The organism is Solwaraspora sp. WMMD792 (assembly GCF_029626105.1).
Classification (GTDB): domain Bacteria; phylum Actinomycetota; class Actinomycetes; order Mycobacteriales; family Micromonosporaceae; genus Micromonospora_E.
On record NZ_JARUBH010000009.1, the window covers coordinates 1,419,148 to 1,443,768 of the forward strand.

Consider the following 24,621-nt stretch of genomic DNA (forward strand, 5'->3'; position numbering starts at 1 on the left):
GTCCGTCCCTCCTCGACCTGACAACCGGCGGCGAATGCTGAGCGTGGAGCGAGAGCCTGAGTGTGTGGCGGCTGCCTCTACCAGTTGGGCCACCCCGGTGTGGCTGGTACCGGGGGCGGGACTCGAACCCGCACTGGGACCGCTTCGTCAGATTCGTCGTCAGCTTCAGCTTGGTGCTCCTCCACCGTCAGCCGGTGCGAACCCGGCTGACGGCCACCCCGGGGCTCAGTCCGGGGAGACTGTGATCGTATCCACCGGCAGGTGGCTTGCGACTACCCGAACAGGTAGCCAAAGACCGCGTCGCCGATGCGCTGGTCGGTGACCTCGGCGCCGTTGGCCTCCTCGCGGGCGAACTTGACCGCGGTCTGCAGCGCCGCGATCCGGTCCAGCAACTCGTTGACCCGCCGGGCCGGCAGCGCACCGGAGAACTTCACCGTCGTCCAGTAGCCGACCGGTACGTCCTCGTAGTAGACCTCGACCTGCGCCGGGTGTTTGTCAGTCGCCTCGGCCTTGACATGGTTGCGGGGCACCTTCTTCGTCTTGACCGTACGCACCGGATCGGTACGCCAGGAGTCGGTCGACTCGTCGCGGCTCCACGACTCGGCCGCGTCCAGCACCGGCAGCTTCTTGACGAAGGTGTGCAGGTCGACCAGCTGCTTCTCCAGGAACAGCAGGTACGACACCGGTGCGGCGGTGACCAGGGTCCGGCCGTCGACCACGACATCGGCGGTGGCCCGGGTGTTCGCCCAGTCCTTGGTCGCGGTCACGTCGAACAGCCGGGTCAGCGTCTTCGCCACGTCCCGCAGCACCTGCTCGGCGTGCACCTGGACCCGGGTCGACTCGGGCGGGAACTGCTCACCCTCCTCGTCCTTCGGCTGGTAGGTGCGGGAGATTCCGGACAGCAGCGGCTGCTTCTGCACCGCGTGGTGCGCCTCGGTCAACTCCGCGAAGGACTTGCTCTTGACGCCCTTCTCCACCGCGATGATCTGGTTCAGCTTGGTCACGGCGATCATGCTCGCAGACGACGTCAACCCGGCCGAACGGATTAACTCCGTCCGGGCCGGCTGAACCGGTCATTGTATCGATCATTGTTGCGTGCCAGAATTCGCCTCAGCCGCACCGGGAGCCAACGCGAGCGGCTCGTTTCAGACCGAGGGGACCGCCGGGGGTGACCACCATCCGGCGCCGGGCACTCCTCTCCCCAGCCCACCACGTCGACCGTCCTCGACCGTGCGGCCGCACCGTCCGAGGCAGATCCGGTCGCAAGCCGGTTCAGACCGACACTCCGGCCCGTGGTGGCAGCCCTGCGGATCTGTAGGAGAACGCAATGCCATCCGTCCCGAGACGCACCGTACGCCGTAATCTGCTGGCCGTCGGCGGCGCTACCGCACTGGTCGCCGCAGCCCTGATCGTCCCCACCACCGCCGCACACGCCGCGGTGGTCTGCAACGTCACCTATCAGGCGAACACCTGGAACGAAGGCTCCGGCTCCGGCGGATTCACCGCCAACATCACCATCAACAATCGGCAGGATCCGGTCAACGGCTGGAGCCTGCGCTTCACCCTGCCGTCCGGTCAGACCCTGACCCAGGGCTGGTCGGCGAACTGGAGCGGCAGCTCCGGCGCGATCACCGCGACCAACGCCTCGTGGAACGGCAACCTGGGCACCGGGGCGTCCACCTCGATCGGCTTCAACGGGCGGTGGACCGGCAGCTACTCCAGCCCTACCGCGTTCACCTTGAACGGGGTGGCGTGCAACGGTGGCATCGGCCCGACGACTCCGCCGCCGGTCACCACCGTGCCGCCGCCGGTCACCACGGCGCCTCCGCCGGTCACGACAGCACCTCCGCCGGTCACGACAGCGCCCCCACCGGTCACCACGCCACCGCCGACGGGTGGGCCGCGGGTGGACAACCCGTACGTGGGTGCGGACGTGTACGTGAACCCGATTTGGAGTGCGAACGCGGCGGCTGAGCCGGGTGGTAGCCGGATCGCGGACGAGCCGACGGGTGTGTGGCTGGACCGGACGAGTGCGATCTACGGCAACAACAGCCCGACGACGGGTGACATGGGTCTGGCGGACCATCTGGACGAGGCGGTGGCGCAGGACGCGGCGAACGGTAGCCGTCCGTTGGTGTTCCAGGTGGTGATCTACAACCTGCCGGGTCGGGACTGTGCGGCGTTGGCCTCCAACGGTGAGCTGGGGCCGACGGAGATCGACGCGTACCGGGACGACTACATCGATCCGATCGCGGAGATCGTGGGTCGGGCGGAGTACCGGAACCTGCGGATCGTGGCGGTGATCGAGATCGACTCGCTGCCGAACCTGGTGACGAATGTGGGTTCGCGGGCGACGGCGACGCCTGAGTGCGACGTGATGCTGGCGAACGGCAACTACGTCACGGGTGTCGGTTACGCGATCTCGCAGTTGGCGGATGTGCCGAACGTGTACAACTACATCGACGCCGGGCACCACGGTTGGATCGGCTGGGAGGACAACTTCGGGCCGACGGCGCAGATCATCGCGCAGGCGGCGAACGCGTCGGGTGCGTCGCCGTCGGACGTGCACGGGTTCATCACGAACACGGCGAACTACTCGGCGTTGCGGGAGCCGTACATCACGGTGGACTCGACGACGCGTCCGTCGACGTGGATCGACTGGAACAACTACAACGACGAGTTGTCGTTCGCGCAGGCGTTCCGGCAGCGGCTGGTGCAGGCCGGGTTCCCGTCGGGTGTGGGCATGCTGATCGACACGTCGCGTAACGGCTGGGGTGGCCCGGACCGTCCGACGGGTCCGAGCAGTGCCAGTGATGTGAACACCCGGGTGGACGAGTCGCGGATCGACCGGCGGTTCCAGAAGGGGAACTGGTGCAACCAGTCGGGTGCGGGTCTGGGTGAGCGTCCGACGGCGGCGCCCGCTTCGGGTATCGACGCGTACGTGTGGATCAAGCCGCCGGGTGAGTCGGACGGTTCGAGCTCGGAGATCCCGAACGACGAGGGTAAGGGTTTCGACCGGATGTGTGATCCGACGTACACGGGTAACCCGCGGAACAACAACAACATGAGTGGTGCCCTGCCGAACGCGCCGGTTTCCGGGCACTGGTTCTCGGCTCAGTTCCAGGAGCTGATGGCGAACGCGTACCCGCCGCTGTGACCTGACGACCCGGGTGTCGGCCGCCGTCGTCCTGACGGCGGCCGACGCCCGGCCAGAGCGAAGGAGTTCCTTGATGCTGTACCGGATCGGTGCCCTGCTCGCCGCCTCGATCGTGACCGTCGCGGGCTGGGCCGGCCCGGCGCAGGCCGAGCCCTGGCCTGCGACCGTTTCCACCCCGACGCCGACCCCGGCGTGCCCGCCCGCACTGCCGCTGACGGGCTTGGTCGCCGGCGTGACCCAGACCAGTGTGACCGTGAGCTACCGGAATGCGGGCCAGTGCTCCGGCCTCCAGGCCCGGGGGTGAAGGCCCGCGCTGGGAGGGCCGCCAGGGTCCGAGCAGTGCTCTAACCTGGCCGGTTTTCCTGCTCGATGTACTGCGTCACGATGCTTGGTGGCGCGCGGCCGACGGAGCCGGCGAAGTACGAGCCCGACCAGAGCTTGTTGGCCCGGTGGTAGTGGCGTGCGAGGTCGGGAAATTCCTGCCGCGGGCGGCGCGACGGGACGCCCTTGAGTGAGTTGACCAGGCGGGCGACGGCGACTTTGGGTGGGTGGTCGACCAGCAGGTGGACGTGGTTGTGGCCGCCGTTGAACTCGACCAGTTCGGCCTCGAAGTCCGTGCATACGTCCCGCATGATCGCCTCCATGCGGGTCAGGTGCCGGTCGGCGAACACCGTGTGCCGGAACTTCGTCACGAAAACCAAGTGAACGTGCATCGCGAAAACACGGTGCCTGCCGGTACGGATACCTTCGAGTTCTGCCATAGACCAACATGATATCGTGTGGTTCGTGCAGCTCCGGTACCAGTTCCGGGTCTACCCGACACCCGGCCAGCAGATCGCGCTGGCCCGGGCGTTCGGATGCGCCCGGGTGGTGTTCAACGACGGGCTGCGCCTCCGGCGGACCGCCCACGAGCAGGGCCTGCCGTACGTGTCGGACGCCGAACTGTCCAGGCGGGTCATCACGCGGGCCAAGACGACTCCGGAGCGGGCGTGGCTGGGTGAGGTGTCGGCGGTGGTGTTGCAGCAGGCACTCGCGGACCTGAACACCGCGTACCGCACCTTCTTCGCCTCGATCACCGGCAGACGCAAGGGTGCGAAGGTGGCGCCGCCGAGGTTCCGGTCCCGTAAGGACAACCGGCAGGCCATCCGCTTCACCCGCAATTCCCGGTTCACGGTCCTGGACAACGGTCGTCTGCGGCTGCCGAAGATCGGCGACCTCACGGTCCGCTGGTCCCGGATACTGCCGTCGGACCCGTCGTCCGTGACGGTCATCCGGGACGCGGCCGGAAGGTATTTCGCCTCGTTCGTCGTCTCGGCCACGGACGAGCCGTTGCCGCCGACCGACGCCGAGGTGGGGATCGATCTGGGGCTGACGCACTTCGCGGTCATGTCGGACGGCGCGAAGGTGGCCGCGCCCAGGTTCCTGCGCCGCGCGGCCCGCAGGCTCAAACGGCTGCAACAGGGTCTGTCGCGCAAACAGCGGGGCAGCAACCGCCGTAGGAAGGCCGTCGTGAAGGTCGCCAGGGCGCACGCCCGGGTGGCCGACACCCGGCGGGACTGGCAGCACAAGCTGTCCACGACGATCATCCGCGAGAATCAAGCGGTGTACGTCGAGGACCTGTGTGTCGTCGGTCTCGGCCGGACCCGGCTGGCGAAGTCGGTGCACGACGCCGGATGGTCGTCGTTCGTCGCCATGCTGGAGTACAAGGCGGCGAGGTCCGGACGCACGTTCGCCCGGGTGGACCGGTGGCTCCCGTCCACCCGGATGTGCTCGGACTGCGGCCGGATCAACGAGCGGATGGCGTTGAACGTGCGGTCGTGGGTCTGTCCGTGTGGCAGTCTCCACGACCGGGACGTCAACGCCGCGATCAACATCAAGGCCGCCGGGCAGGCGGACTTCAACGACCGTGGAGCGCGGGTAGGACCGGGACCCGTCCCGGCACCGCGCGGTGAAACGGTAACCCACCAGAACACCGCGCGTGTCACGCGCGGCGTGGCTGGAATCGCCGCCGTTTAGGGCGGCGAGGATGTCAACTTCCGCCGGTCACGGTGACTCTGTTCGCCAGTCGGACGGACGCCCAGCAGTGGCGCGACCCGGTGGCGGCGAACGTGTCCGGGCCGGAACCCAACGGCGACGTCACGATCGACGGGCTGACGCCGGACACCGAGTACTGGTTCCGGTTCACCGACGCCGACGGTCGGCGAGACACCTACGTGCTCGGTGGACCCGCCCGAACCCTGCCGGTGACGGGCTGCGTCGCGTCCAGCGTGGTGGATGCCAGCTGGGTCGGTGGGTTCATCGCCACGGTCACCGTTCGCAATATCGGCGCCGAGTCGATCGACAGCTGGCAGGTGTCCTGGCAGTGGCCGGGTGACGAGCGGATCCTGTCGATCTGGGGTGGACAGGCCGGCGGCGACGGGTCGGCCGTCGAGGTACGGAACGTCTCGTACAACGGCATGGTCGAACCGGACGGGACGACCACCTTCGGCCTGTTGGTGGCGACCAGTCGGGCCCCGGCGGCGATCAGCCCGGACTGCACCGCCTGACCGTATGGTGAACTCGTCCTAGGATGCTCTACAGGTGGTGCGCCGGTTCACCCGGCACGGCTCCGGCCCACCCGTCGGACGGACACCGGGAGAGCGACGGCGGTCCGCGAGCAGACCAGGAGCCGGGCGGCCTGGGCCGCCCGGCTCCTGGTCTGCTGTTACCTGCTGGTCAGGGCTGGCTACGCGGGCTGTCGGGGCCCAGCGTGTCGATGAACTCGTGCGGTCCGGTCAGCTCAGACGCCGTCCGGGCCTGCTGCGCCCGGGCAGACATCTGCTCGGCCACGGTCCCCGCCGGCACTCCGGCGCGCCCGGCAGCGTCGACGACCTTCCCGTACGCCTGCTCGGCGAGGACCAGCGCGCGCCGGTAGTCGTGCCGGGCGAGCGCGTGCTCGGCCGCACCGATCAGCCGGTCGGCGGCCCGCAGGTCACGGTGGGCCCGGCCGGGGTGCGGACCGTCCAGCACCGACTCGGCGAGCCGGTTCGCCGCCTCGTTGTACGTGGCGGTGAGGAACCGGTCGCTGTTGTCCCGGTCGAACTGGCTGAAGTCCCAGTTCAGGTCGATGTAGCTCATCATCGAGTTGACCTGGTCGCCGGACCAGGCGAAGAAGAAGTCGTCCTCCGGGCCGTAGTCGACGCCGGACTCGCTGTCGTAGCCGTCGTGCGGATGACTCATGCCCAGGTGGTGTCCCACCTCGTGGATCAGCGTGGTGGTCAGCCCGTAGCCGCTGTCGACGATCTCCGGGGAGACGAACGCGAAGACGTACGATTGCGTACCGTCGGTGTAGTTGTCGTCGGCGAAGCCCAGCGCCGGCACCGGGGTGCCGGCCGGCAACGCGTAGCTGAACACCGGCAGTTCGTAGTCGACCCGGTCCTGATCGTCGAGCACCCGGTCGAGTTCGAAACTGTTCTGCAGATAGAAGTTGGCGAACGGCGGGTAGCCCAGCTCCGGGTAGCAGGACTCGTCGTCGAGCAGCACGGCGTAGTAGCAGCGTTCGGCGTCACCTTCGAACGCGAGGTTCTGGCCGTCGTAGTCCAGCACGTTGCGCCACCGCAGTTCCCGCAACTCCAGCTGCAGTAGCTCCTCGTCGATGTAGCGGACCGAGGCGTCGACGCCGTCCCAGCCTTCGTAGACGTTGCTGTCGATGTTGATCGACTTCGGTGGTGCGGCACTCGGCAGCTCCGCCGGGTAGAGCGGCGACGTGGTGAACAGCAGGTTGATCGCCACGTAGCGGGTGATCAGAGCGAGGTCGCCGGTGAGCGCGTCGGGGGAGCGGTAGCCGTCGGCGGCGTACTCCCAGACCGGCGGCATCCGGTAGTCCTCGACGCCGTTGCCGTCCAGATCGGGATCGTCGACGTTCCAGTTCTCGGTCCACGACTCCGGCCCGGCCGACAGGTCGTGGAACCACACCCGGCGGGTGGAACCGAGACCGTTCTCCTCGTCGTCGGCGGTGGTGCCGCCCCACGCGGAGATCTTCCGGCTGTCCCGCTCGGCGCCGAAGTTGTGCCCGGTGTCCGGATCAGGTTCGTCGGTCTTGGTGTAGACGTGGAACTTGAAGTCCGACCGGCCGAACCAGTTGATGAAGAACACGGTGTTGCGTCGGGTGTCGACGCCGGCCGGTGGGTTGAGGGCCAGCCACCGCTCCACGCTCGGCGCGTCGATGTGGTGATTGTCGGTGATCGTGGCGACGTTGCCCTGCTGCTCGTTGTAGAGCTCCTGGTAGGCGGTGAGCGGTGCGGGTGTGGCCAGCCGCTGCAACTCGGCGAAGAACCGGTCCTCGTACCGCTTGTTCGCGTACCGGACGTGGTAGTCGTAGGTGTAGGTCAGGCCCAGCTTCTCGACCTGGTCGTACCACAGCCGGGAGCGGACCACCGGCTCGTAGCGCTGTGGCAGTTCGTCGAGGTACGCCGACCGGTCCACCTGCGTCCGGCTGTAGCCGAGGAAGACCACGTTGACCGGGACCTTCTCGGTGAGTGCCGGCGCACCGCCCGGATTGAGATGCGCGAAGTGCGGCGTCGCCGCCTGACTGGCGGGTGCCGCGGCGACGATCATCAGCAGTGCCGCCACCGCCGCTATCAGGGTTGCCGCTGTGGACCTCGTCGTTGTCCTTGTCGACATCCAGTTTCCCTCCGTTGACGACAGGTGGTAGCCGGTCCGGCCAGCCACCCGTGGCAGGGGCGTTTGCCCTCCGCTGTGGACACGGTGTCATTGATCATCAGCGCTGTAAATCCGCCGCCGGTAAAACCTGACGAACCCGCCGGGGGTGTGTGCCCAGTCGGTTGAACCGGGCATCCGTCGGAGCCGTATCCCGGGTTGACGGCGGGCGGTCCGCTGGGTACGGCGATTCGGGAGGCCACGTGGGGGAGCGGGAGCTGGGGCTGCGGCGGGTCACGATGATCACCGGCGGGCTGGCCGTGGCGAGCATCGCCGGCACGCTCGGCGTCGCCGTGGTGGCGCACGCCGATCACACGGCGGACCAGGACGCGAACACTCCGGCGGGCAGCGTGCAGGGCGAAACCGCGCCGCAGCCGGCCGGTGCCGACGGGCAACCCGCCCCGGGTGAGGCGGGTACCGATGCGGCGGCGACGGCCGGCGACGGACAACCTGCCCCGGACGGCGCGGCCGAGCCGGACCAGCCGGTCGACCAGGCCCCGCCGACGGCGGAGTTTCCGCCGGTGACCGGCGGTGGTGGCGAACCCGGCCAGGCCACCTCCGGCGGGTCGTGAGGCGATGCCGCTGCTGGAGACCATCCCGGTCGGGCCGGACTGCGCACAGTGGCAGGTGTGGGGGACGCTGGCCCGGGTGGTGGTGAGCGACCCTGCGGCGGTGCCGGCGGCCCGGACGATCGTCGACGACGTGCTGGCCGCCGTCGACGCCGCCTGCAGCCGGTTCCGCGCCGACTCCGAACTGGTCCGGGCGTGCCGCAGCGGAGGAACGCCGGTGCGGATCAGTCCGCTGCTCGCCGGTCTGGTGTCGGTGGCGCTGCGGGCGGCCCGGGAGACCGACGGCGACGTCGACCCGACCGTCGGTTCGGCGCTGTGCCGACTGGGCTACGACGAGGATCTGCGCTGGGTGACTCTGCATGGCCGGCCCGCCGTGGCGCGGACCGTTCCGCCGGCCGCGGACTGGCGTCAGGTCCGGCTCGACGGGACCGAGCTGACCGTACCGGACGGGGTGCAGCTGGACCTGGGCGCGACCGCAAAGGCCTGGGCGGCCGACCGCTGCGCCCGGGACGTCGCCCGCCGGTGCCGGGTCGGTGTGCTGGTCGCCCTCGGCGGCGACATCGCCACTGCGGGGCCGGCCCCGGACGAGCGTTGGCGGATCCGGGTGCAGGACCGTCCGTCGGATCCGGCGTGCGTGATCGGTCTGCCGGCTGGTGGCGCGGTGGCCACCTCGAGCACGGTGAGCCGGCAGTGGACCGCCGGAGACGCCACGATGCACCACATCGTCGACCCTCGCACCGGTACGCCGGCGGGCCGGGTGTGGCGCAGCGTCTCCGTGGCGGCGTACAGCTGCGTGCGGGCGAACACGCTGAGCACCGCGGCGCTGGTACGCGGTGCGGCCGCCGATCGGTGGCTCGCAGGTCTCGGGGCACCGGCCCGGTTGGTGGCCGAGGACGGCACGGTGCGGACCGTCGGAGGCTGGTCCGCGGAGGAGGAGACACAGTGACGGAGGCAGGGTGGTTCGTCGCGCGCGGCACCGGGGTGACGGCGCTCGTCCTGTTGTCGGTGGTCGTGGTGCTGGGGGTGGGCAGCCGGTCGGGCCGGCCGGTGTTCGGGCTGCCCCGGTTCGCGGTGAGCCTGGTCCACCGCAACGCGGCGCTGCTGGCGGTCGGGCTGCTGACGGTCCACGTGGTCACATTGCTCTTCGACCCGTACGCCAAGCTCCGGGTGTACGACCTGTTCGTGCCGTTCGGCGCCGAGTACCGTCCGCTGTACATGGGGCTGGGCACGTTCGCCAGTGACGTGATGCTGGTGCTGGTGGTGACCAGTCTGCTGCGTCGGCGGATCGGCGTGCGGCTGTGGCGGGCGCTGCACTGGCTGGCGTACGCCGCCTGGCCGGCGGCGCTCGGCCACTCGGTCGGAACCGGCACGGACAGCGGCCAGACCTGGATGGCGGCGGTCAACGCCGGATGTCTGGCGGCCGTGCTGGGCGCGCTCGGCTGGCGCATGCTGCTGTGGGTGCGGCCCCGGTCGCGTCGGCCGGCCACCGACGACGCTCCTCGACCCGGGGGGCGGGCCCCCGGCGGATCGCACCGGCGTTCGGGACCCACAACCGACGAGGCAGCCGTCCGTCCGCCGACCGACTGGCTCCCCGCCGATCCGCCGGGCGCCCGCGCGCCTGCCGGCTACCGACCTGCCGCTCCCGCCGGCTACCCACCCGCCGGCTACCAACCTGTCGGTCCTGCCGGCTACCAACCTGCCGAGTATCAGCCGACCGGGCCGATGTGGGACCGTCCGCCTGCGGCAGCAGGTCAGACAGTGCACCCGGTCGGTTCCTACGTCGGCGGCCGGGCCGCCGCCTCCGTACCGTCCAGCCTGCTGGACATGTACCGCAAGCCGGGATCGGTCTTCCAGCCAGCGGACCCGCCGGGCTGGCTGCCCGACGCTGGCGCCGACGGCGACTTCGTCGACCAGCGACCGCCCGAAGCCGGTGCCATCCCGTCGTACGGTGACTCCGACGGCTATCGGATCGCGGGCCAGCGTTCCGGCCCTCAGGGCGGGGGTGAGAGCCCGCGCTGGGCGGGCCGTCAGGCCCGAGTAGTGCCTTAACCGGGGCGGTTCTGCTGCTCGATGTACTGCTGCACGACGCTGCGCGGTGCACCGCCCACGGACCCGGCGAAGTACGAGCCCGACCAGAGTTTGTTGGTCCGGTAATAGTGGCGTGCGAGGTCGGGAAACTCCTGCCGCAGGCGGCGCGAGGAGACGCCCTTGAGGCTGTTGACCAGCCGGGCCACGGCGACCTTGGGCGGGAAGTCGACCAGCAGATGGACATGGTTGTGTCCGCCGTTGAACTCGACCAGCTCCGTCTCGAAGTCGCGGCACACGTCCCGCATGACCGCCTCCATGCGGGCCAGGTGCCGATCGCCGAACACCTCGTGTCGGAACTTCGTCACGAAGACCAAATGGGCATGCATCGCGAAGACGCAATGTCTGCCGGTACGGATGCCTTCGTGTTCAGTCATAGACCAACACGGTACAGTGTGTCTCGTGCAGCTCGTCCTTCAGCTTCAGGGCGGAGAGGATGCCAGCGTGAAGAGGATCCACACACGGCCTGCACCGGGTGGCGCCGTTAGGAGTGACGACAGGTGAACGATCCGCACGGTGCACGGTTGCAGATCGACTGGGCTCGCTGTGACGGTCGGGGTCTCTGCATCGAGCTGCTGCCCGAGCTGCTGACCCGTGACGACTGGGGCTTTCCGATCTCCCGGGACGGCAGCCGGGAGCCGGCGGTGCCTGCGGAGCTGCGCCGGCACGCCGACCGTGCCGTGGCGAACTGTCCGGAGCTCGCGTTGCGGTTGACCTCCGCCCAGCCGGCGCGTCGGCGACGCTGACCGCGTGCCGCTGTCGCCGCGCTGACCCACACGTACCGCCGCCGTCCACCCTTGGCCGACGGGCGTCTAGCATGGGCAGGCCTCGCCGGTCGCGGCGTGGCGAGGAAGCCAAGGACATGACCTTGACCAACGACGACGACGTCCGGGAGCCCTGGCTGCGCCCGGTTCTCAGCCTCGCGGAACACGCTGCGGGCGTTCGGCGCGGCGAGCTGTTCGACCGTGCCGGCTGTGTCATCGTGCCGGGCCGGCGACTCGGGCAGCTGGTGGGTGGACGTCCGCCGGGCGTCACCACCCGGCAGTGGAGTGTGGCCACTCGGGCCCGCTTCGATGTGGTGGTCTGTGGTGCCGACGACTACCGTCCGGTCTTCGTGGCCGACTTCGTCGACCCCGCCGTACGGACCGTCGAGCAGCGCCGCGACGAACGAATGACCGACGCCGTGTGCGAGGCGGTGGGTCTGGCGGTGCTGCGGATCGAGTCGGCGGCGCTGACGGCGACCGGTCCGGGCCGGCGGGTGGTGGAGTACGTGCTCGACGCACGGACGTTCCAGCAGAGCGCGGCCGGGTTGCGGTCCGGCGAGATCGTGGGGGAAATCAGCTACCGGGACATCGTCGGCCGGTTGCCGGACGGTCGGACCGGCCAGGTCAACGATCTGGGCGCGGTGGCACGCGTCCGGGCAGTGGAGGCCTTCGTCAGCCGGCAGCTGTCCGATCCGCTCCTACGTGGCCTACACGTCGAGTGGAAGGACGGCGGCGCGGAGGGCTGGGCCTGGCTGACTGCCGGCGAGGGTGGGCTGCTGTTCGAAAGGGTACGGCTCTGGCCGCACCGGCTGCACTGCGGGATAGCGCCCGGACGATTCGCTGAAGACCTGGCGGCGGCGGCCATTGGGGAGCGGTTGACGACACTGGAGATCGGTGAGCCGCAGTTGCGTAAGCGTCACGAGCTGGCCGGCGAGTTGCGGGCCTTGCTGTCCCGCCGTGCCGAGATGAGTGGCGAGTTCGCGTTCGACCATGTGTCGTTCGACTGATCGCGTGCCTCCCGGCCATCCGGCCAAGGGGGCGGTGGCGCCGGCGGATGTCCGCCCTGCCGCTGGACAAAATCATCCGGCGGCGCCGCCGGCGCCGATAACCTAGCTGCCCGAGTGACGCGTGGGCACCTCTGCCGGGAATGTGCCCGACGGGTGGTCAGCCCTTGTGGTAGGCGGCGATCACGTTTGCCGGGATGCGGCCGCGTTCGGAGACCGGGTAGCCGTTCTTGGCCGCCCATTCGCGGATGGCGCGGTTCTGCTCGCGGTCGGAGCGGGCCGGCGTGGCCGAGTAGCTCCCGCGGCCGCCTCGACCGCCGGCGCTGCTGCGGCTCACCCGGGTGCCGGCGGCGATGTACGTGTCCAGGGCTTTGCGCAGCTTGCCGGCGTTCTTCTCGGACAGATCTATGGTGTAAGTGACACCGTCCAGCGAGAACTCGACCGTCCGGTCGGCCTCGCTGCCGTCGAGGTCGTCGGTCAGCAGAGTAATGACTTTCTTGGCCACAGATGCTCACTCCTCGGGATACGGCCGTGTTCGGAATTGAGTCTGACGCATTGGCCATCGATTCCGCAACACTTCGGCCATTGTCGGTGGTCAGGCGGTCGGCGTTCGCCGGCTCCGGATCTCGTTCCGGACACCATTTGGCGCTGGCCAGGGGGCGGTCGGTCGAGGAAAACCGGCATCCGGGCGCGGCGGTCAATGCCTGCCCGACGGGGTCACTGATCATCCGGTCCGCGGGCACTGGCCGCCCCCGCCACGTGGGATGGCCCACAATCCATTACCGAACCGACGGCGGCTCTCTAGGATAGAGGAGCAGTGACGATCGCCTGGTTCAGGCGACGACCGCAGGAGCGGTGAGCGTCCGGTTCGGATGCTCGGTAGCTGCCGTTTGATGGACGTGGGTGCCGGCTGCGGTGATCACCGCAGCCGGCGCTCATGTGCGTTCCCTGCCGTCGAATTGCGCGGACAGCGGTCGGCCCCGCTGAGTTCACTCAGCGGGGCCGTGACGGTCGACCGACCCGGGTGGGTCAGCGGAGCTAGCGGGGTCAGCGGAGCCAGGCGTTGCGCCGTACCAGCGGCAGGCTCCGCCACCAGCTGGCCAGACCGTACCGAAGGCCGGCGCCCGTCGCGGCCAGACCGAGCAGCACCAGGCCGTAGACCAGGTGGTCGTCCAGGAACGGGTTGGTGGCGATCGGCAGTGACGCCAGCCACATCAGGGTCAGCAACAACGAGCCGGATACTGCGGCGACCCACATTCCGACGCCGAGGATCAACGCCACGCCGATGCCGAGCAGGCCGACCATGAACAACCAGTCGGCCCAGGCCTGACCGGCCATGCCGCTGAAGAATCCGCTGAACGGGCCCTCCACGTTGCTGAGGTACCCGGTGGTCGGGGAGCCGCCATTGATCCAGGCGCGCTCACTGGGGGTCGACTTGCCAAGGCCGGCGAGTTTGTCGAGGAAAGCCCAGAGAAAGACGAATCCGAGGGCCAGTCTGGTCACTGCCCAGACGACCTCGCCGAACCGGGCCTCGGCTGGCGAGGCGGCGAATCCCCTGTCGGTGGTGGCTGGTGCCGGGTGTGTGGTGCGTGCCATCTCGATCCCTCCCCTGTCGTTGATCGGTGTCGGTGTCCGGCGCTCTCTCCGACACATCGATTGTCAGGGGATTTCCCGGCAGGGCGGCAGGGCCGGAAGTCCCGCCGGCCGGTGCCGGAGGTCGGCTGGGCCGAGGGCTGTCAGGGGCGGCTATCCGACTGCGGCCGACCGGCGCGAGTGATCCCGGGCGTGTTCCAGCAGCTTCACCAGGACCTCCTTGCCGGACTGCCGTTGCCGGGCGTCGCAGAGCACCACCGGCACGTCCGGATCGAGGTTCAGCGCCAACTGGACCTCGCCGAGCGCGTACTGCCGGGCACCGTCGAAGCAGTTGACCGCGACGATGAACGGGGTGCCCCGCTGCTCAAAGTAGTCGATGGACGGAAAGCAGTCGGCCAGCCGCCGGGTATCGGCGAGAACCACCGCACCGAGCGCGCCCATCGCGAGCTCGTCCCAGACGAAGAGGAAGCGCTCCTGGCCGGGGGTGCCGAACAGGTAGAGAACCAGGTCCTCGCTGATGGTGATTCGGCCGAAGTCCATCGCCACCGTGGTGGTGGACTTCTCCTCCACGCCGGAGACGTCGTCGACGGCGACCCCGACCTCGGTGAGCAGTTCCTCGGTGCGCAGTGGCCGGGTTTCGCTGACCGAACCGACCAGGGTCGTCTTGCCCACCCCGAAACCGCCGGCGATGAGCACCTTCACCGCGGTCGGCGCGATCGGCCTGGTGCCGGCCGGGTCAGAGCGCTCGTAGTCCATTGATAACCGCCTCGAATACGCTGTCGTCAGTCGGGTTCGACGCCGAACGGGGTTCCTGTACCTCGACCAGTGCGTGTTCGAGCAGGTCGCCGAGGAGGACCCGGACGGTGCCGAGGGGCAGATCCAGGTAGGCCGCGACCTCGGCCACCGACAGCGGCTCGCGGCAGCGGTCCAGGATCGCCAGGTGCTCCGGGCCGAGACCGGCTTCCCCCGGTGGGGTCCGTGGCCTGGCCAGCACCAACGAGATGAGGTCGAACCGGCCGCGGCGTGGCCGGGTGCGGCCGCCGGTCATCGCGTACGGCCGGACCACCGGCCCGGCGTGGTCGTCGATCCACCGGTCCTCACCGGATTCGTCGGACTGGCTCATCGTCGCCGGGTCACTTCTCTGTGTGGATCTCGGCCGGGCGGGTGCGGGAGGCCAGGTACTTGCCGGCCCTGGTCACCAGCATCGCCATCTCGTAGGCGATCAGTCCCACGTCGGTCTCCTCGCTGGCCAGTACGGCGAGACAGGCACCATGCCCGGCCGCCGTGACGAACAGGAACGAGGACTCCATCTCGATGATGGTCTGTCGTACCGGTCCACCGCGGAACCGTTTGCCGGCGCCGCGGGCGAGGCTCTGGATTCCGGCGGCCAGTGCTGCGAGGTGCTCGCCGTCGTCGCGTCCCAGGCCGGCCGAGGCGGCCATCAACAGGCCGTCCACGGAAAGCACGATCGCATGCTCGGCCTGCTTGACCCGACCGACCAGATCGTCGAGCAACCAGGTGAGGTCCGCGATCGAGGCGGTCTGCTGCATCAGTGGTTCTCCTGTTCGTGCCAGCCCTAGCGCTGAGGCTCACGCCGATGGTGGGTTCCGGTCGTCGCTGACCGGTGCGGTGGCCGGTGACTGTCGTTGCGGCGCCGCCGCAGAGTCCTCGGGCGGCGGCGCGTCGGGCAGTCGCGCCGCGTCCGACCGACCTTGCCTCGTACCGCTCTGGTATGCGCTCATCATCCGCAGTACCTGCTCGGCCGGGCGGGCAGGGGGATCGGCCGGTTCGCCGTCCGGGTGCCTGTCCCGCTGCGGCGACCTGTCGGGCCGGTTCGCACCCGGTCCACCGGCGGACCCGGCGGCTGCGGAGCGTACCCGGACCGGTAGCCCGGACGGGGTGTACGTCGAGGTGTGTGGCCCGGCTGGCGGGGCGGCCCGGACGCGGTCAGGCTGGGACTCGGGCTCCACCGGCCCGGCCGGACGTCCCGCCGAGGCGGCCGTCTCCGTTGTCGGTGCGGTTGGCGGTGTCGCCCCGGTCGCCGTCGCCGGTGTGTCGCCGTCCGGTGCCGGGACGGGCTCGGAGCGGGCGGTGGCGGCCACCGGGGCGACCGCCCGCACGGTGGAACGCCGCTCGACGGCCCGACCCGGGCCGGCTGCGGCCGCCAGGGGCAGCGTCTCGACGGTGTCGGACGCAGCAGGCACCGCCGCCGGGAGCCGGCCGCTGGAGCGCAGATCCGGGTCGGTGGCTTCGTCGCCCGGCACCACCAGTTCCCGTGGGATCAGCACGACAGCGGTGGATCCGCCGTACGGCGACTCCTTCAGGTGCACCCGGATGCCGGTGCGTTCGGTCAGCCGGCTGACTACGTACAGGCCGAGCCGGACGGTGCTGGACAACCGGAACTCCGGATGCTCGGTGATCCGTTCGTTTGCGGCGGCCCGCTCGTCGTCGCTCATGCCCAGCCCGCGGTCCTCGATCTCCAGCACGTAGCCGTTGGCGACGAACTGTCCCTTGACCTGGACGGTGGTGTGCGGCGGGGAGAACGACAACGCGTTCTCGATGAGTTCGGCGAGCAGGTGGATCACGTCGGCGACGGCCCGGCCGGCCAACGAGACCTGCCCGATCGGAGCGACGGTCACCCGGGTGTAGTCCTCGACCTCGGCGATGGCACCCCGGACTACGTCCACCATCGGCACGTCGCGGCGCCAGGTCCGGCCGGGGGTCGAGCCGGAGAGCACGATCAGATTCTCCGCGTTGCGCCGCATCCGGGTGGCCAGGTGGTCGACCCGGAAGAGCTCCTCCAGCTTGTCCGCGTCCTCCTCCCGGCGTTCCATCGAGTCGAGCAGGGTGAGCTGCCGGTGGACCAGTGCCTGGGTCCGGCGGGCCAGGCTGAGGAACACGTCGCGGACGCTGCGCCGCAGCTCGGCCTGTTCCACGGCGGTGCGCACGGCGGTTTCCTGCACCCGGTTGAACGCGCGGCCCACTTGCCCGATCTCGTCGTTGCCGAACTCCAGCGGCGGTGCCTCGGCCGCCACGTCGACCTCCTCGCCCCGGCCGAGCCGGTCGACCACGCCCGGCAGCCGCTCCTCAGCCAGCCGGTGCGCCGCGTCCCGGAGCCGTTCGAGCTGGGCGACGATCGCCCGCGCGGTGGTGATCGACATGATGATCGACGCGACGACCGCGAGCATGCCGAGACCGGCCGCGAGTAGCAGCCGGAGCAGTACCAGCAGGGCCACCGGCACGGCCCGGTCGACGAGGTCGTCGCCGCCGGCCAGCACGATCGTGTGTAGATCGGACATGGTCGTGTCGGCCGCGGGCCGCCACTGCGCCTCGGTCAACGGTGCCGACGAGGAGGACGGCCCGCTCGCGACGATCCGCTGCTGCGCGTTCCGGAAACGTTCGTAGCTGTCGCTGTCGACCAGTTCCGCGTACCGGGCCCGGTCCGGTTCCGGCAGTTTCACCACGGTGGCGTCGACGAGGAATTCCTGTGCGCCGACCAGCTGTACGAACCGGGTGTGCTCGGCTGCGGTGAACCGCTTCGCGACGATCACACCGGCGATCAGCGCATCCTGCTGGGCGACCAGTTCCTGGCTCCGGTTGAGATCGGTCAGGGTCGCCGTGTCGTCGGCGATGTCGCGTTCGTCGAGGTTGCCCAGCGCACCGAACAGTTGGAAGAACGCGGCGATCGTGTTGGTGTAGGCCTCGTGTGCGCTGCCCCGGTCGACTTCCCGTGCCTCGACGGCGTCGCGGGTGACGCGCAGCTCGGTCAGCCACCGCACGGTGTCGGCGACCTGCTGTTCCAGCTCGGCGCCGGCCGCGAGGTCCGCCCACCAGTGCTGGGCGGATGCCTGGAATTCGTCCGCGAGCCGTTCGTTCGCCTCACGCAGCTCGACCAGTTCGCTGCGGCGTTCGTCGGTCGGCCCGGCCAGGTATTCCATCGCCAGGCGCCGCTCGGACTGCAGCCCGAGCAGCAGCGGCTCGCTCGGCTGGTAGATCTGGCTGTCGTAGGTCTGCACCCACAACAAATTCAGGCCGTCGCGCAGGGTCACCCATGCGGCGAATGCCCACAGCGCGCTGAGTGACAGCAGCAGCGCGACAATCTTGGTACGCAGGTGAAATCCGCGTGACACCATTACACCGTCCCCGGCCTGACCTGCGAATGTCTCGTCATCTGCCTGCTACTCCTGGCCGTACATACGCGGACTGCGCCGCGCCTGTTCATGAGCGCATGGGCACGGCGCACGCTAGCAGCGTCGCGGTCCGGTGCTCAAGCGTGCCTGTTGACGCCGGTGACGCGTGCCCGGTGAGCGAGTTTGCCGGCGGCCACGATCTCTGCCGCGACCACTGTGATCGGTTGGTAGAGGTCCTTGTCGTGCCAGAGGGCCGGCCCCTGGTCGGCGGTGGACGGTACGAGATGGGCGGCACCCCGGCGGGCGGCCCTCAGCATCCGGTCGCTGGGCGGGTCGGTGGTGGCGAGCAGGATCCGTACCGCGTACGCGGTCTCTTCGGCGGTGCCGTGCCAGCACCCCCAGGAGCCGTCTGGCCGTTGGGTACGCAGCACCCAGTCCACCGCCCGCAGCACGGCGGCTGCCGGCCGGGCCCCGGTGCCGGCGGCGGACAACGCCAACGCGCAGGCGGCGGTCGCGTAGTACGGCGAGGCGTGCCAGCGGTCCTGCCAGGAGCCGTCGGGTTGCTGCTGGTCGCACAGCCAGGTGCTGATCGACCGGCGGAGTACATCCAGGTCGGCGGCGCGCCGGCCACCCCCGACCGCCTGGAGGGTGTCGAGGGCGTGCGCGTTGGTGGTCACCGAGGCGCCGTCCTCACCCGGCCAGGTGGCGATGTGGTCGCCGGCCCGGAAGCCGAGCAGCACCGCCGGATCGGCTGGCTGTCCGAGCAGCGCGAGACAGTGCAGGACCACGGCGGTGGTGTCGGCGTCCGGCGGCAGGCCCGCCCCGGTCGCCGCTCCGGCCGGGGTGAGCGCCGCACGCAGGGATCCAGGTAGTTCGGGCGGCACCAGCATGGCGACGTCGGCGCGCAGCAGGGTGGTCAGGGCCCAGGCCCGCTCGAACACGGCGACGGGCGTGGCACACGGCACCGGACCGTGGTGTTCGCGTACCACCGTTTCCAGGTAGTGGCGCGCGGGCGCCGGGTCGACCTCGGTGCGGATCGGGTCGATGGTGGCGAGCCAGGCTGCGGTGGCGGCCGGCGAACCGCCGACCGTGCCGGCCCGTTGGCCCGTCCCGGACCCCGCGAGTGGGTGGGCCGGCACGGGCGCCACCGCTGGACGGCTCTGCGGCGCCGCCTGGTGGGCGAAGGTCTCGTACGCGTGCAGCAGCTTCGTCGGCACCGGCCGGCCACCGGCGGACAGCCGGCGTACCGCGTCGAGCCGGCCGGAGTCGAGTTCACCCCGCAGCCGTAGTAGGGCGTCGGGTGCCGGGTCGTTCGCGGGCGGGCCGGGGCGGTGCCGTAGCCGTTGGTTGATCCGGTCGACCAGCGCCGGCACGATCAGGTCGGCGGCGGGGGTGTCGGGCAGTGTTCCGCCGGTCGTCGCGGCGAGGATCCGGTGCGCGGCGGTCAGCCCTCGCATCGTCGCGTCGGGCAGCCGCGTGGCAGTGGGCAGCGACTTGGCGGTGGGCAGCTGAGTGGCTTCGGGCAGTGGCGCGGCGGTGGACCGGACCGCCGTCGGTACGGCCGCGACGCCGAGCAGCGCCTCGACGGCGCTCAACGTCGGGACCAGCGCGTAGCCGCCCGGACCGCCCCAGCTGCCGTCCGGCTGCTGGCTGGCCAGCAGATGACGCACCCGGGCCCGGTGCCCGGTCAGCCAGGGGGCGAGGCTGACCAGTCGGGCGGTCTCGTAGACGGAGACGTCGGTGTGGCCCCAGGGCTGACCGGGCAGCCGATCCACGATCTCCTGCGCGGCCCGGTCCCAGCTGTCCGTGACGGGGCCGACGTACCGTCGGGCACGACCCGGGACCGGGTCGGTCGTGGCGGGCCCGCCACTGGGCGCGGCCCGGCTTCCGGTGACCGTCACAGCTCGCCCCAGAAATCGGTGACCCGGTAGAAGCCGCTGGTGTACCCCAGCTGCCGGGACAGGTAGGCGGCCTGGTTGGGGCAGCGGATCTCCAACGGCCGCAGCAGGTCGCGACACCGGTCCACCAGATGTCCGATCTGGTCCTCCACGACACCCCGGTCGGCGGTCAGCAGCAGCGCGTTGAGGTCACCCCAGGTGGTGTCCCGCTTGATCGAGGCGAGGTCGTTGACCAGTCGGAGCACCCGCTGCACCTCCCGACTGACGGTGATCAGCTCGGTCAGGTGCGCGAGCGTCGGGCCGTCGCCCAGACGCAGCCAGTGCGTCACGTTGACGAAGGTCGACCCGAAGTTGTCGGCGTTGTCGAGGTAGTCGGCGAAGGTCGGGCCGGCTTCCGCCGGGGCGGCACGGCGGGCCGCCTTCCACCGCCATTCCCGGTGCATGGCGGTGAGCGTCCGGTCCAGCTCGGCCCACCAGCGGTCCCGTCGGGCGGCGAAGGCGGGTGCCTGGTCGAGTTCGGCGACGATGTCGGCGAGGAACCGGCCGAGTTCGTCGTCGGGTCCGGCCGCGGTGCCGTGCGCCACCGCACGGCACCGGTCGACGAGGGCGACGATCTCGTCGTCGGTCGTGGCCCGGTAGTCGATCAACCAGTCGGCGGCGAACACCCACAGCGCGGCCCGGTTGGCCAGCCGTAGCTGCTCCGGGGTGCACCAGGGCGCGGCGAACGCGGTGGCCAGCGAGATCGCGGCGCTGACCGCCGGGTCGAACGGGCGGGCCGGGAACAGACCGGGGTAGGCCCGGGTGTGTTCAGCCAGGTCACGCTGACCGTGGATCGCGATCGCGCAGATCCGGCCGTTCTCGGCCGCGCTCTGCAGGTTCGCCGCGGCCGATGAGGACACCGTGTGCATCAGACCGTCCGGGAGAGGGTGGCCGGTTCGATCCGGACCCGCACCGGGGCGTCGGTCCGTACCGACGCACCGGCCTGCGGCGTGGGTAGCCGGCCGTCCGTCACCCGCACCCGGAACCGGCTCAGGATCGTGGCGACGATCAGCGACGCCTCCAGGTAGAACAGATACTGGCCGAGGCACTGGTGCGGCCCGCCGCCGAACGGGAAGTGGGCGTACCGCTGCCGGCGCCGTGCCGCCGCCGACGGACCGGTGCCGGGGTCTTCCGTACCGTCGGGGTCGAACCGGTCGGGGTCGAACCGCTCCGGGTCCGGCCAGACCGTGGGCAGCCGGTGGGTCAGGTACGGGCTCGCCACCAGTTGCGCGCCCGCCTCGATGCGGACCCCGTCGATCACGTCGGCGGCGAGCGCGGTACGTGGGATCAGCCAGGCCACCGGGTACAGCCGCAGCAGCTCGTCCAGCACCATCCGGGTGTAGCGCAGCCGGGGCAGGTGGTCGCGGCGGACCGGTCCGGCGCCGACCACCTCGTCGATCTCCCGCTGCAGCCGGTCGGCGACCGCCGGGAGGCGGTGCAGTAGCGGCCAGAGCCAGGTCAGTACGCCGTAGGTGGTTTCGGTGCTGGTGGCGAACATGGCCACCGTGTCGTTGCGGATCTGCGCCTCGTCGAAGGCCCGGCCGTGACGGTCGCGGGCCCGGACCAGGGTCCCGACGACGTCGTCGGTGTCGTCGCCGTCGGCCCGGGCCTGTCGTACCACCGGCAGCACGATGTCGTCGATGGTCCGTACGGCCTGACGGAACGCGCGGTCGCGGGGCAGCGGGACCGAGTTTGGCACGAACGGCAGGAGCAGCCTCGGCAGTACGGCGGTGGCGATGGTGTCCTGGGCTGCGGCGATCCGCAGCGCCTGGTCGGTGGTGAACCGGTCGGCGAACATGACCCGGACGATGGCGCGGCAGACCAGCCGGGCCAGTTCGGCGCCGATGTCGACGGTGTGTCCGTGCCGGGCCGCGTCGGCCAGCGGCCCGGTCGCGTCCGCGATCGCCGTGGCCAGGTCGTCGGTGAGGGCGTCCAGCCGTCGTGCGGTGAACAGCGGCTGCAGTGTACGGCGGCTGTCCGACCAGACCGGACCCTCGCTGAGGATGCCGTCGCCGAACAATCGCAGGATGGGCCGCCAGAGCAGGCCCCGGCCGTCGCGCAGGTAGTTGGTCGCGTTGTCCCGCAGCACGTGCGCCACCTGGGCGGGATCACTGACCAGGTAGAGCCGGGCCGGTCCGGCGGACAGCCGGACGATGCCGCCGTCGGCGTCGGTGGCGAGCCCGACGAGGGTCCGCAGCGGGTCGCGGACCAGACCAGGCAGGACGCGTAGCGCCGCGACCGGACGCATCGGGGCGGGAGAGGCACCCGGTCGGGGTGTCGGACCCGTCATGCGATCACCCTGCACACGATCTCCGTTCCGCCACCTGACCGCAGGGTCCACCGGGTCGATTGGTGACTGATTGAAAGCAAAGGACGACGTTCGGCTGATCATGCCATGATGAACACGGCCAATCTAGGTTCATAGATGTTAAGTTCTCCTTTGGTGCGCACACCTTTCCGCGCGCCAGCCGTACGGTCGTCTGTGCCGGCATTCGACATGGCCTGGTGTGGTATGAGTGCACGGTGACCCAGACGCAGCCCGGCGCCGGTGCCGACGACCCCAAGCCGGACCCCCGACGGGTGTCCGGCTGGTCCTACCTGGTGGAGTTGATCGCACTCTGCGGGCTCGTGGTGGCCCAGCCGCTGCTCGACGTGATCGGTCGCAGCCCGGATTTCTTCTTCTTTCACGGTGCCGGACCGGCCGCCGTTCTCACCCTGGTCGCGGTGATCGTGCTGGTTCCGCCGGTGCTGTTGTGGGGTCTCGGCTGGCTGGCCGGGCTGGCCGGGCCGACGGCCCGGCGGTTGACCCATCTGGCCCAGCTCGGCGGTCTGACCGTGTTGTTCATCGTACAGATCGGAAAGACGCTGATCGATGTGCGGGGCCCGCTGCTGGTGGTGCTCGCCGTCGTCGTCGCCACGGTGCTGCTCGCGGGGTTCGCCAGATCGACGGTCGCCCGGCAGGTACTGCGGGTCGCCGCGGTCGGTCCGCTGGCGTTCGTGCTGCTGTTCGTCTTCGCCTCGCCGTCGTCGGCGGTGCTGCTCGGCCGGGGGGCGTCCGGCTCGCCGGTGCGCAGCATCGGTCCCCACCCGCCGATCGTCATGATCATCCTCGACGAGTTCCCGCTGGTGTCGCTGCTCGACGAGCGAGGTGAGATCGACGCCGAGCTGGTGCCGAACTTCGCCCGGCTGGCGGCCGGCTCGACCTGGTACCGCAACGCCACCACGGTGAGTGGCAAGACTGTCAACGCCGTGCCGGCGATGCTGACCGGGCGGTACCCGACCGGGGCGTTGACCCCGCACTACTCGCAGCACCCGGACAACCTGTTCACCCTGCTCGGACCGGCCTACCAGATCGAGGCCTGGGAGAACGTCACCCAGCTGTGCCCACCGCAGCACTGCCGGGGGCGTCCCGGGCAGGACCGGGGCAGCCTGCCGGTGATGCTGCGGGAAACCGCGGCACTGTACGGCCAGTTGATCTCACCGGACGATTCGCTGGACGATCCGGCGGCGAGTTTCCGCGAGCCGACAGTGGCCGATGACATCCGGGCCAACGACAAGTCCCCGGACGTCGGCCCGGAGTTCCGGATGAGCCGGCTGAAGGAGAACCAGCCGGCCAGGTTCACCGAGTTCCTCGGTTCCCTGCAGCCCCGGGACACCCCGGCGCTGCACTTTCTGCATCTGCTGATGCCCCACTCGCCGTGGACCTATCTGCCGAGCGGAATGCGGTACGACGGTCCGGGCGGGCTGCCGTACGACGGACCCTGGTGGGCCCGGCTCACCCATCAGCGGCATCTGCAGCAGGTCGGCTACACGGATCTGCTGCTCGGCGAGGCGCTGCACACGTTGCGTGCGAACGGCCTCTACGACGACGCGCTGATCGTGGTGACCTCCGACCACGGCGGCAGCTTCAGCGAGGGGATCACCGGCCGGGAGATAGACGACCAGTTCGCCGCCGCCGCCGAGCTCGCCTGGGTGCCGCTGTTCGTCAAGGAACCCGGCCAACAGGAGGGACGGATCGACGACCGCAACTGGGAGCAGGTCGACCTGCTGCCGACCGTCGCCGACCACGCCGGGGTGCAGGTGCCGTGGCGTACCGATGGCATCTCCGCGCTGCGTGGCGAGCGGGAGACCACCGACAAGCGGTTCGATCCGCGACCGGGCGAACCAGTGACGATCGACGGTCCGGCCCACTTCGCCGCCGTACGGGCGGGTTCCAGTGCCCGGCCGGTGTTCCCGCCACTGCCGGCGGCCGACCTGATCGGCGCGGCGGTCGACGATCTGACGGTGGTCGGCACCGGCCCGCCGGCGACCGTGACGAATCTGTCCGAGTACCAGGACGTCCGGGCGGAGCGCGGCAAGATCCCGGCGCTGGTGCACGGCACCCTGCCGGAGTCGGTGCCGGTCGGCGCCCCGGTCGCGGTCGCACTGAACGGGCAGGTCGGCACCGTGGTCCAGGCGGCCCGCGACGGTGCTGGTCAGCTCCGGTTCGTCGGGCTGATCCCGGACGAGCGACTGTTCGTCGCCGGCGCCAACCGGTTGGAGCTGTTCCTGGTGGTCGATCCGGGCCCGGTCAGCGGCGACCCGACTGGGGCCGCGCCGACCGTGCGTCGCCTGCCCATCACCGGCTGACCCGGGCTGCCAGCAATCACAAAACGTTTGAGCTACGGGTCAATATGTCACATGT

General features: G+C 70.2%; 23 protein-coding genes. 10 read left to right on the forward strand and 13 right to left on the reverse strand.

Translation table 11 applies throughout. The features are described from left to right. Nucleotides 1–272: 272 nt before the first annotated feature. On the reverse strand, nt 273–1,004 hold the full coding sequence (locus O7629_RS07980) for a hypothetical protein (protein ID WP_278168394.1): 732 nt from the start codon (nt 1,002–1,004) through the stop codon (nt 273–275). Between the two features lie 323 nt (nt 1,005–1,327). Between O7629_RS07980 and O7629_RS07985 the strand changes: the two genes are divergently transcribed. Together O7629_RS07985 and O7629_RS07990 are read left to right on the forward strand one after the other, a co-directional pair. Continuing rightward, entirely contained in the window at nt 1,328–3,157 is a 1,830-nt protein-coding gene (locus O7629_RS07985) for a glycoside hydrolase family 6 protein (RefSeq protein ID WP_278168395.1), read from the forward strand. A 73-nt stretch (nt 3,158–3,230) separates the two neighbouring features. Beyond that, on the forward strand, nt 3,231–3,461 hold the full coding sequence (locus O7629_RS07990) for a hypothetical protein (protein WP_278168396.1): 231 nt from the start codon (nt 3,231–3,233) through the stop codon (nt 3,459–3,461). A 40-nt stretch (nt 3,462–3,501) separates the two neighbouring features. Here O7629_RS07990 and tnpA (O7629_RS07995) read toward each other — a convergent pair whose 3' ends face one another. Beyond that, nucleotides 3,502–3,918 (reverse strand): IS200/IS605 family transposase, encoded by a 417-nt coding sequence (gene tnpA / locus O7629_RS07995; RefSeq protein WP_278168397.1) that lies wholly within the window; start codon nt 3,916–3,918, stop codon nt 3,502–3,504. Between the two features lie 25 nt (nt 3,919–3,943). Here tnpA (O7629_RS07995) and O7629_RS08000 point away from each other — a divergent pair, with 25 nt between their 5' ends. Together O7629_RS08000 and O7629_RS08005 are read left to right on the forward strand one after the other, a co-directional pair. After that, the gene (locus O7629_RS08000) at nt 3,944–5,173 is read left to right on the forward strand and encodes a transposase (RefSeq protein WP_278168398.1); all 1,230 of its coding nucleotides are present in this window, start codon (nt 3,944–3,946) and stop codon (nt 5,171–5,173) included. A 32-nt stretch (nt 5,174–5,205) separates the two neighbouring features. Next, nucleotides 5,206–5,703, forward strand: coding sequence for a cellulose binding domain-containing protein (locus tag O7629_RS08005; protein WP_278168399.1), 498 nt, complete (start codon nt 5,206–5,208; stop codon nt 5,701–5,703). Between the two features lie 169 nt (nt 5,704–5,872). Here O7629_RS08005 and O7629_RS08010 read toward each other — a convergent pair whose 3' ends face one another. Continuing rightward, a complete protein-coding gene (locus O7629_RS08010) occupies nt 5,873–7,768 on the reverse strand; it encodes a hypothetical protein (protein WP_278168400.1) in 1,896 nt (631 codons plus the stop codon). Between the two features lie 290 nt (nt 7,769–8,058). Between O7629_RS08010 and O7629_RS08015 the strand changes: the two genes are divergently transcribed. From O7629_RS08015 to O7629_RS08025, 3 genes are read left to right on the forward strand one after another with little or no spacing between them, the layout of a single operon-like run. Further along, nucleotides 8,059–8,427 carry a hypothetical protein gene (locus tag O7629_RS08015; protein WP_278168402.1) on the forward strand — a complete coding sequence of 123 codons (369 nt, stop codon included), beginning with the start codon at nt 8,059–8,061 and terminating at the stop codon, nt 8,425–8,427. A 4-nt stretch (nt 8,428–8,431) separates the two neighbouring features. After that, nucleotides 8,432–9,370, forward strand: a complete 939-nt coding sequence (locus tag O7629_RS08020) for an FAD:protein FMN transferase (RefSeq protein ID WP_278168403.1) — start codon at nt 8,432–8,434, stop codon at nt 9,368–9,370. After that, nucleotides 9,367–10,473, forward strand: coding sequence for a ferric reductase-like transmembrane domain-containing protein (locus O7629_RS08025; protein WP_278168404.1), 1,107 nt, complete (start codon nt 9,367–9,369; stop codon nt 10,471–10,473). Before O7629_RS08020 ends, O7629_RS08025 begins: the two co-directional genes overlap by 4 nt. On the opposite strand, the gene tnpA (O7629_RS08030) is transcribed toward O7629_RS08025, so the two are convergent. Further along, nucleotides 10,470–10,886 carry an IS200/IS605 family transposase gene (tnpA, locus tag O7629_RS08030; RefSeq protein WP_278168405.1) on the reverse strand — a complete coding sequence of 139 codons (417 nt, stop codon included), beginning with the start codon at nt 10,884–10,886 and terminating at the stop codon, nt 10,470–10,472. The genes O7629_RS08025 and tnpA (O7629_RS08030) overlap by 4 nt on opposite strands. Before the next feature lie 123 nt (nt 10,887–11,009). Here tnpA (O7629_RS08030) and O7629_RS08035 point away from each other — a divergent pair, with 123 nt between their 5' ends. Continuing rightward, nucleotides 11,010–11,255: a ferredoxin gene (locus O7629_RS08035; protein WP_278168406.1), complete on the forward strand. Its 246-nt coding sequence runs from the start codon at nt 11,010–11,012 to the stop codon at nt 11,253–11,255. A 116-nt stretch (nt 11,256–11,371) separates the two neighbouring features. After that, nucleotides 11,372–12,280, forward strand: a complete 909-nt coding sequence (locus O7629_RS08040; protein ID WP_278168407.1) for a DUF2726 domain-containing protein — start codon at nt 11,372–11,374, stop codon at nt 12,278–12,280. Nucleotides 12,281–12,437: 157 nt separating this feature from the next. On the opposite strand, the gene O7629_RS08045 is transcribed toward O7629_RS08040, so the two are convergent. The 9 genes from O7629_RS08045 to O7629_RS08085 all read right to left on the reverse strand — a co-directional run bounded on the left by O7629_RS08045 (nt 12,438) and on the right by O7629_RS08085 (nt 22,227). Continuing rightward, complete coding sequence (locus tag O7629_RS08045) at nt 12,438–12,782, reverse strand: Lsr2 family protein (RefSeq protein WP_278168408.1); 345 nt, start codon at nt 12,780–12,782, stop codon at nt 12,438–12,440. A 542-nt stretch (nt 12,783–13,324) separates the two neighbouring features. Continuing rightward, a complete protein-coding gene (locus O7629_RS08050; RefSeq protein ID WP_278168409.1) occupies nt 13,325–13,873 on the reverse strand; it encodes a hypothetical protein in 549 nt (182 codons plus the stop codon). 150 nt (nt 13,874–14,023) lie between these two features. Further along, nucleotides 14,024–14,626, reverse strand: coding sequence for an ATP/GTP-binding protein (locus tag O7629_RS08055; RefSeq protein WP_278168410.1), 603 nt, complete (start codon nt 14,624–14,626; stop codon nt 14,024–14,026). Further along, entirely contained in the window at nt 14,607–14,993 is a 387-nt protein-coding gene (locus O7629_RS08060; RefSeq protein ID WP_123600961.1) for a DUF742 domain-containing protein, read from the reverse strand. The genes O7629_RS08055 and O7629_RS08060 overlap by 20 nt, the downstream gene beginning before the upstream one ends. A 10-nt stretch (nt 14,994–15,003) precedes the next feature. Beyond that, complete coding sequence (locus O7629_RS08065; RefSeq protein WP_278168411.1) at nt 15,004–15,420, reverse strand: roadblock/LC7 domain-containing protein; 417 nt, start codon at nt 15,418–15,420, stop codon at nt 15,004–15,006. 39 nt (nt 15,421–15,459) lie between these two features. Then, complete coding sequence (locus O7629_RS08070) at nt 15,460–18,003, reverse strand: nitrate- and nitrite sensing domain-containing protein (protein WP_278168412.1); 2,544 nt, start codon at nt 18,001–18,003, stop codon at nt 15,460–15,462. 134 nt (nt 18,004–18,137) lie between these two features. Next, nucleotides 18,138–19,901, reverse strand: a complete 1,764-nt coding sequence (locus O7629_RS08075; RefSeq protein ID WP_278168413.1) for a prenyltransferase/squalene oxidase repeat-containing protein — start codon at nt 19,899–19,901, stop codon at nt 18,138–18,140. Beyond that, a complete protein-coding gene (locus O7629_RS08080) occupies nt 19,898–20,797 on the reverse strand; it encodes a terpene synthase family protein (RefSeq protein ID WP_278168414.1) in 900 nt (299 codons plus the stop codon). Before O7629_RS08080 ends, O7629_RS08075 begins: the two co-directional genes overlap by 4 nt. Nucleotides 20,798–20,805: 8 nt before the next feature. Next, nucleotides 20,806–22,227 (reverse strand): cytochrome P450, encoded by a 1,422-nt coding sequence (locus O7629_RS08085; RefSeq protein ID WP_278168415.1) that lies wholly within the window; start codon nt 22,225–22,227, stop codon nt 20,806–20,808. Nucleotides 22,228–22,460: 233 nt separating this feature from the next. Between O7629_RS08085 and O7629_RS08090 the strand changes: the two genes are divergently transcribed. Next, a complete protein-coding gene (locus O7629_RS08090) occupies nt 22,461–24,566 on the forward strand; it encodes a sulfatase-like hydrolase/transferase (protein ID WP_278168416.1) in 2,106 nt (701 codons plus the stop codon). The last annotated feature ends 55 nt before the right edge of the window (nt 24,567–24,621 follow it).

Coding starts and splice junctions, on each gene's coding strand:
- O7629_RS08065 (WP_278168411.1), bottom strand. CDS start 15,420: ATGCAGCAGACCGCCTCGATCGCGGACCTCACCTGGTTGCTCGACGAT.
- O7629_RS08040 (WP_278168407.1), top strand. CDS start 11,372: ATGACCTTGACCAACGACGACGACGTCCGGGAGCCCTGGCTGCGCCCG.
- O7629_RS08050 (WP_278168409.1), bottom strand. CDS start 13,873: ATGGCACGCACCACACACCCGGCACCAGCCACCACCGACAGGGGATTC.
- O7629_RS08070 (WP_278168412.1), bottom strand. CDS start 18,003: ATGGTGTCACGCGGATTTCACCTGCGTACCAAGATTGTCGCGCTGCTG.
- O7629_RS08020 (WP_278168403.1), top strand. CDS start 8,432: ATGCCGCTGCTGGAGACCATCCCGGTCGGGCCGGACTGCGCACAGTGG.
- O7629_RS07985 (WP_278168395.1), top strand. CDS start 1,328: ATGCCATCCGTCCCGAGACGCACCGTACGCCGTAATCTGCTGGCCGTC.
- tnpA (WP_278168405.1), bottom strand. CDS start 10,886: ATGACTGAACACGAAGGCATCCGTACCGGCAGACATTGCGTCTTCGCG.
- tnpA (WP_278168397.1), bottom strand. CDS start 3,918: ATGGCAGAACTCGAAGGTATCCGTACCGGCAGGCACCGTGTTTTCGCG.
- O7629_RS08085 (WP_278168415.1), bottom strand. CDS start 22,227: ATGACGGGTCCGACACCCCGACCGGGTGCCTCTCCCGCCCCGATGCGT.
- O7629_RS07990 (WP_278168396.1), top strand. CDS start 3,231: ATGCTGTACCGGATCGGTGCCCTGCTCGCCGCCTCGATCGTGACCGTC.
- O7629_RS08060 (WP_123600961.1), bottom strand. CDS start 14,993: ATGAGCCAGTCCGACGAATCCGGTGAGGACCGGTGGATCGACGACCAC.
- O7629_RS08055 (WP_278168410.1), bottom strand. CDS start 14,626: ATGGACTACGAGCGCTCTGACCCGGCCGGCACCAGGCCGATCGCGCCG.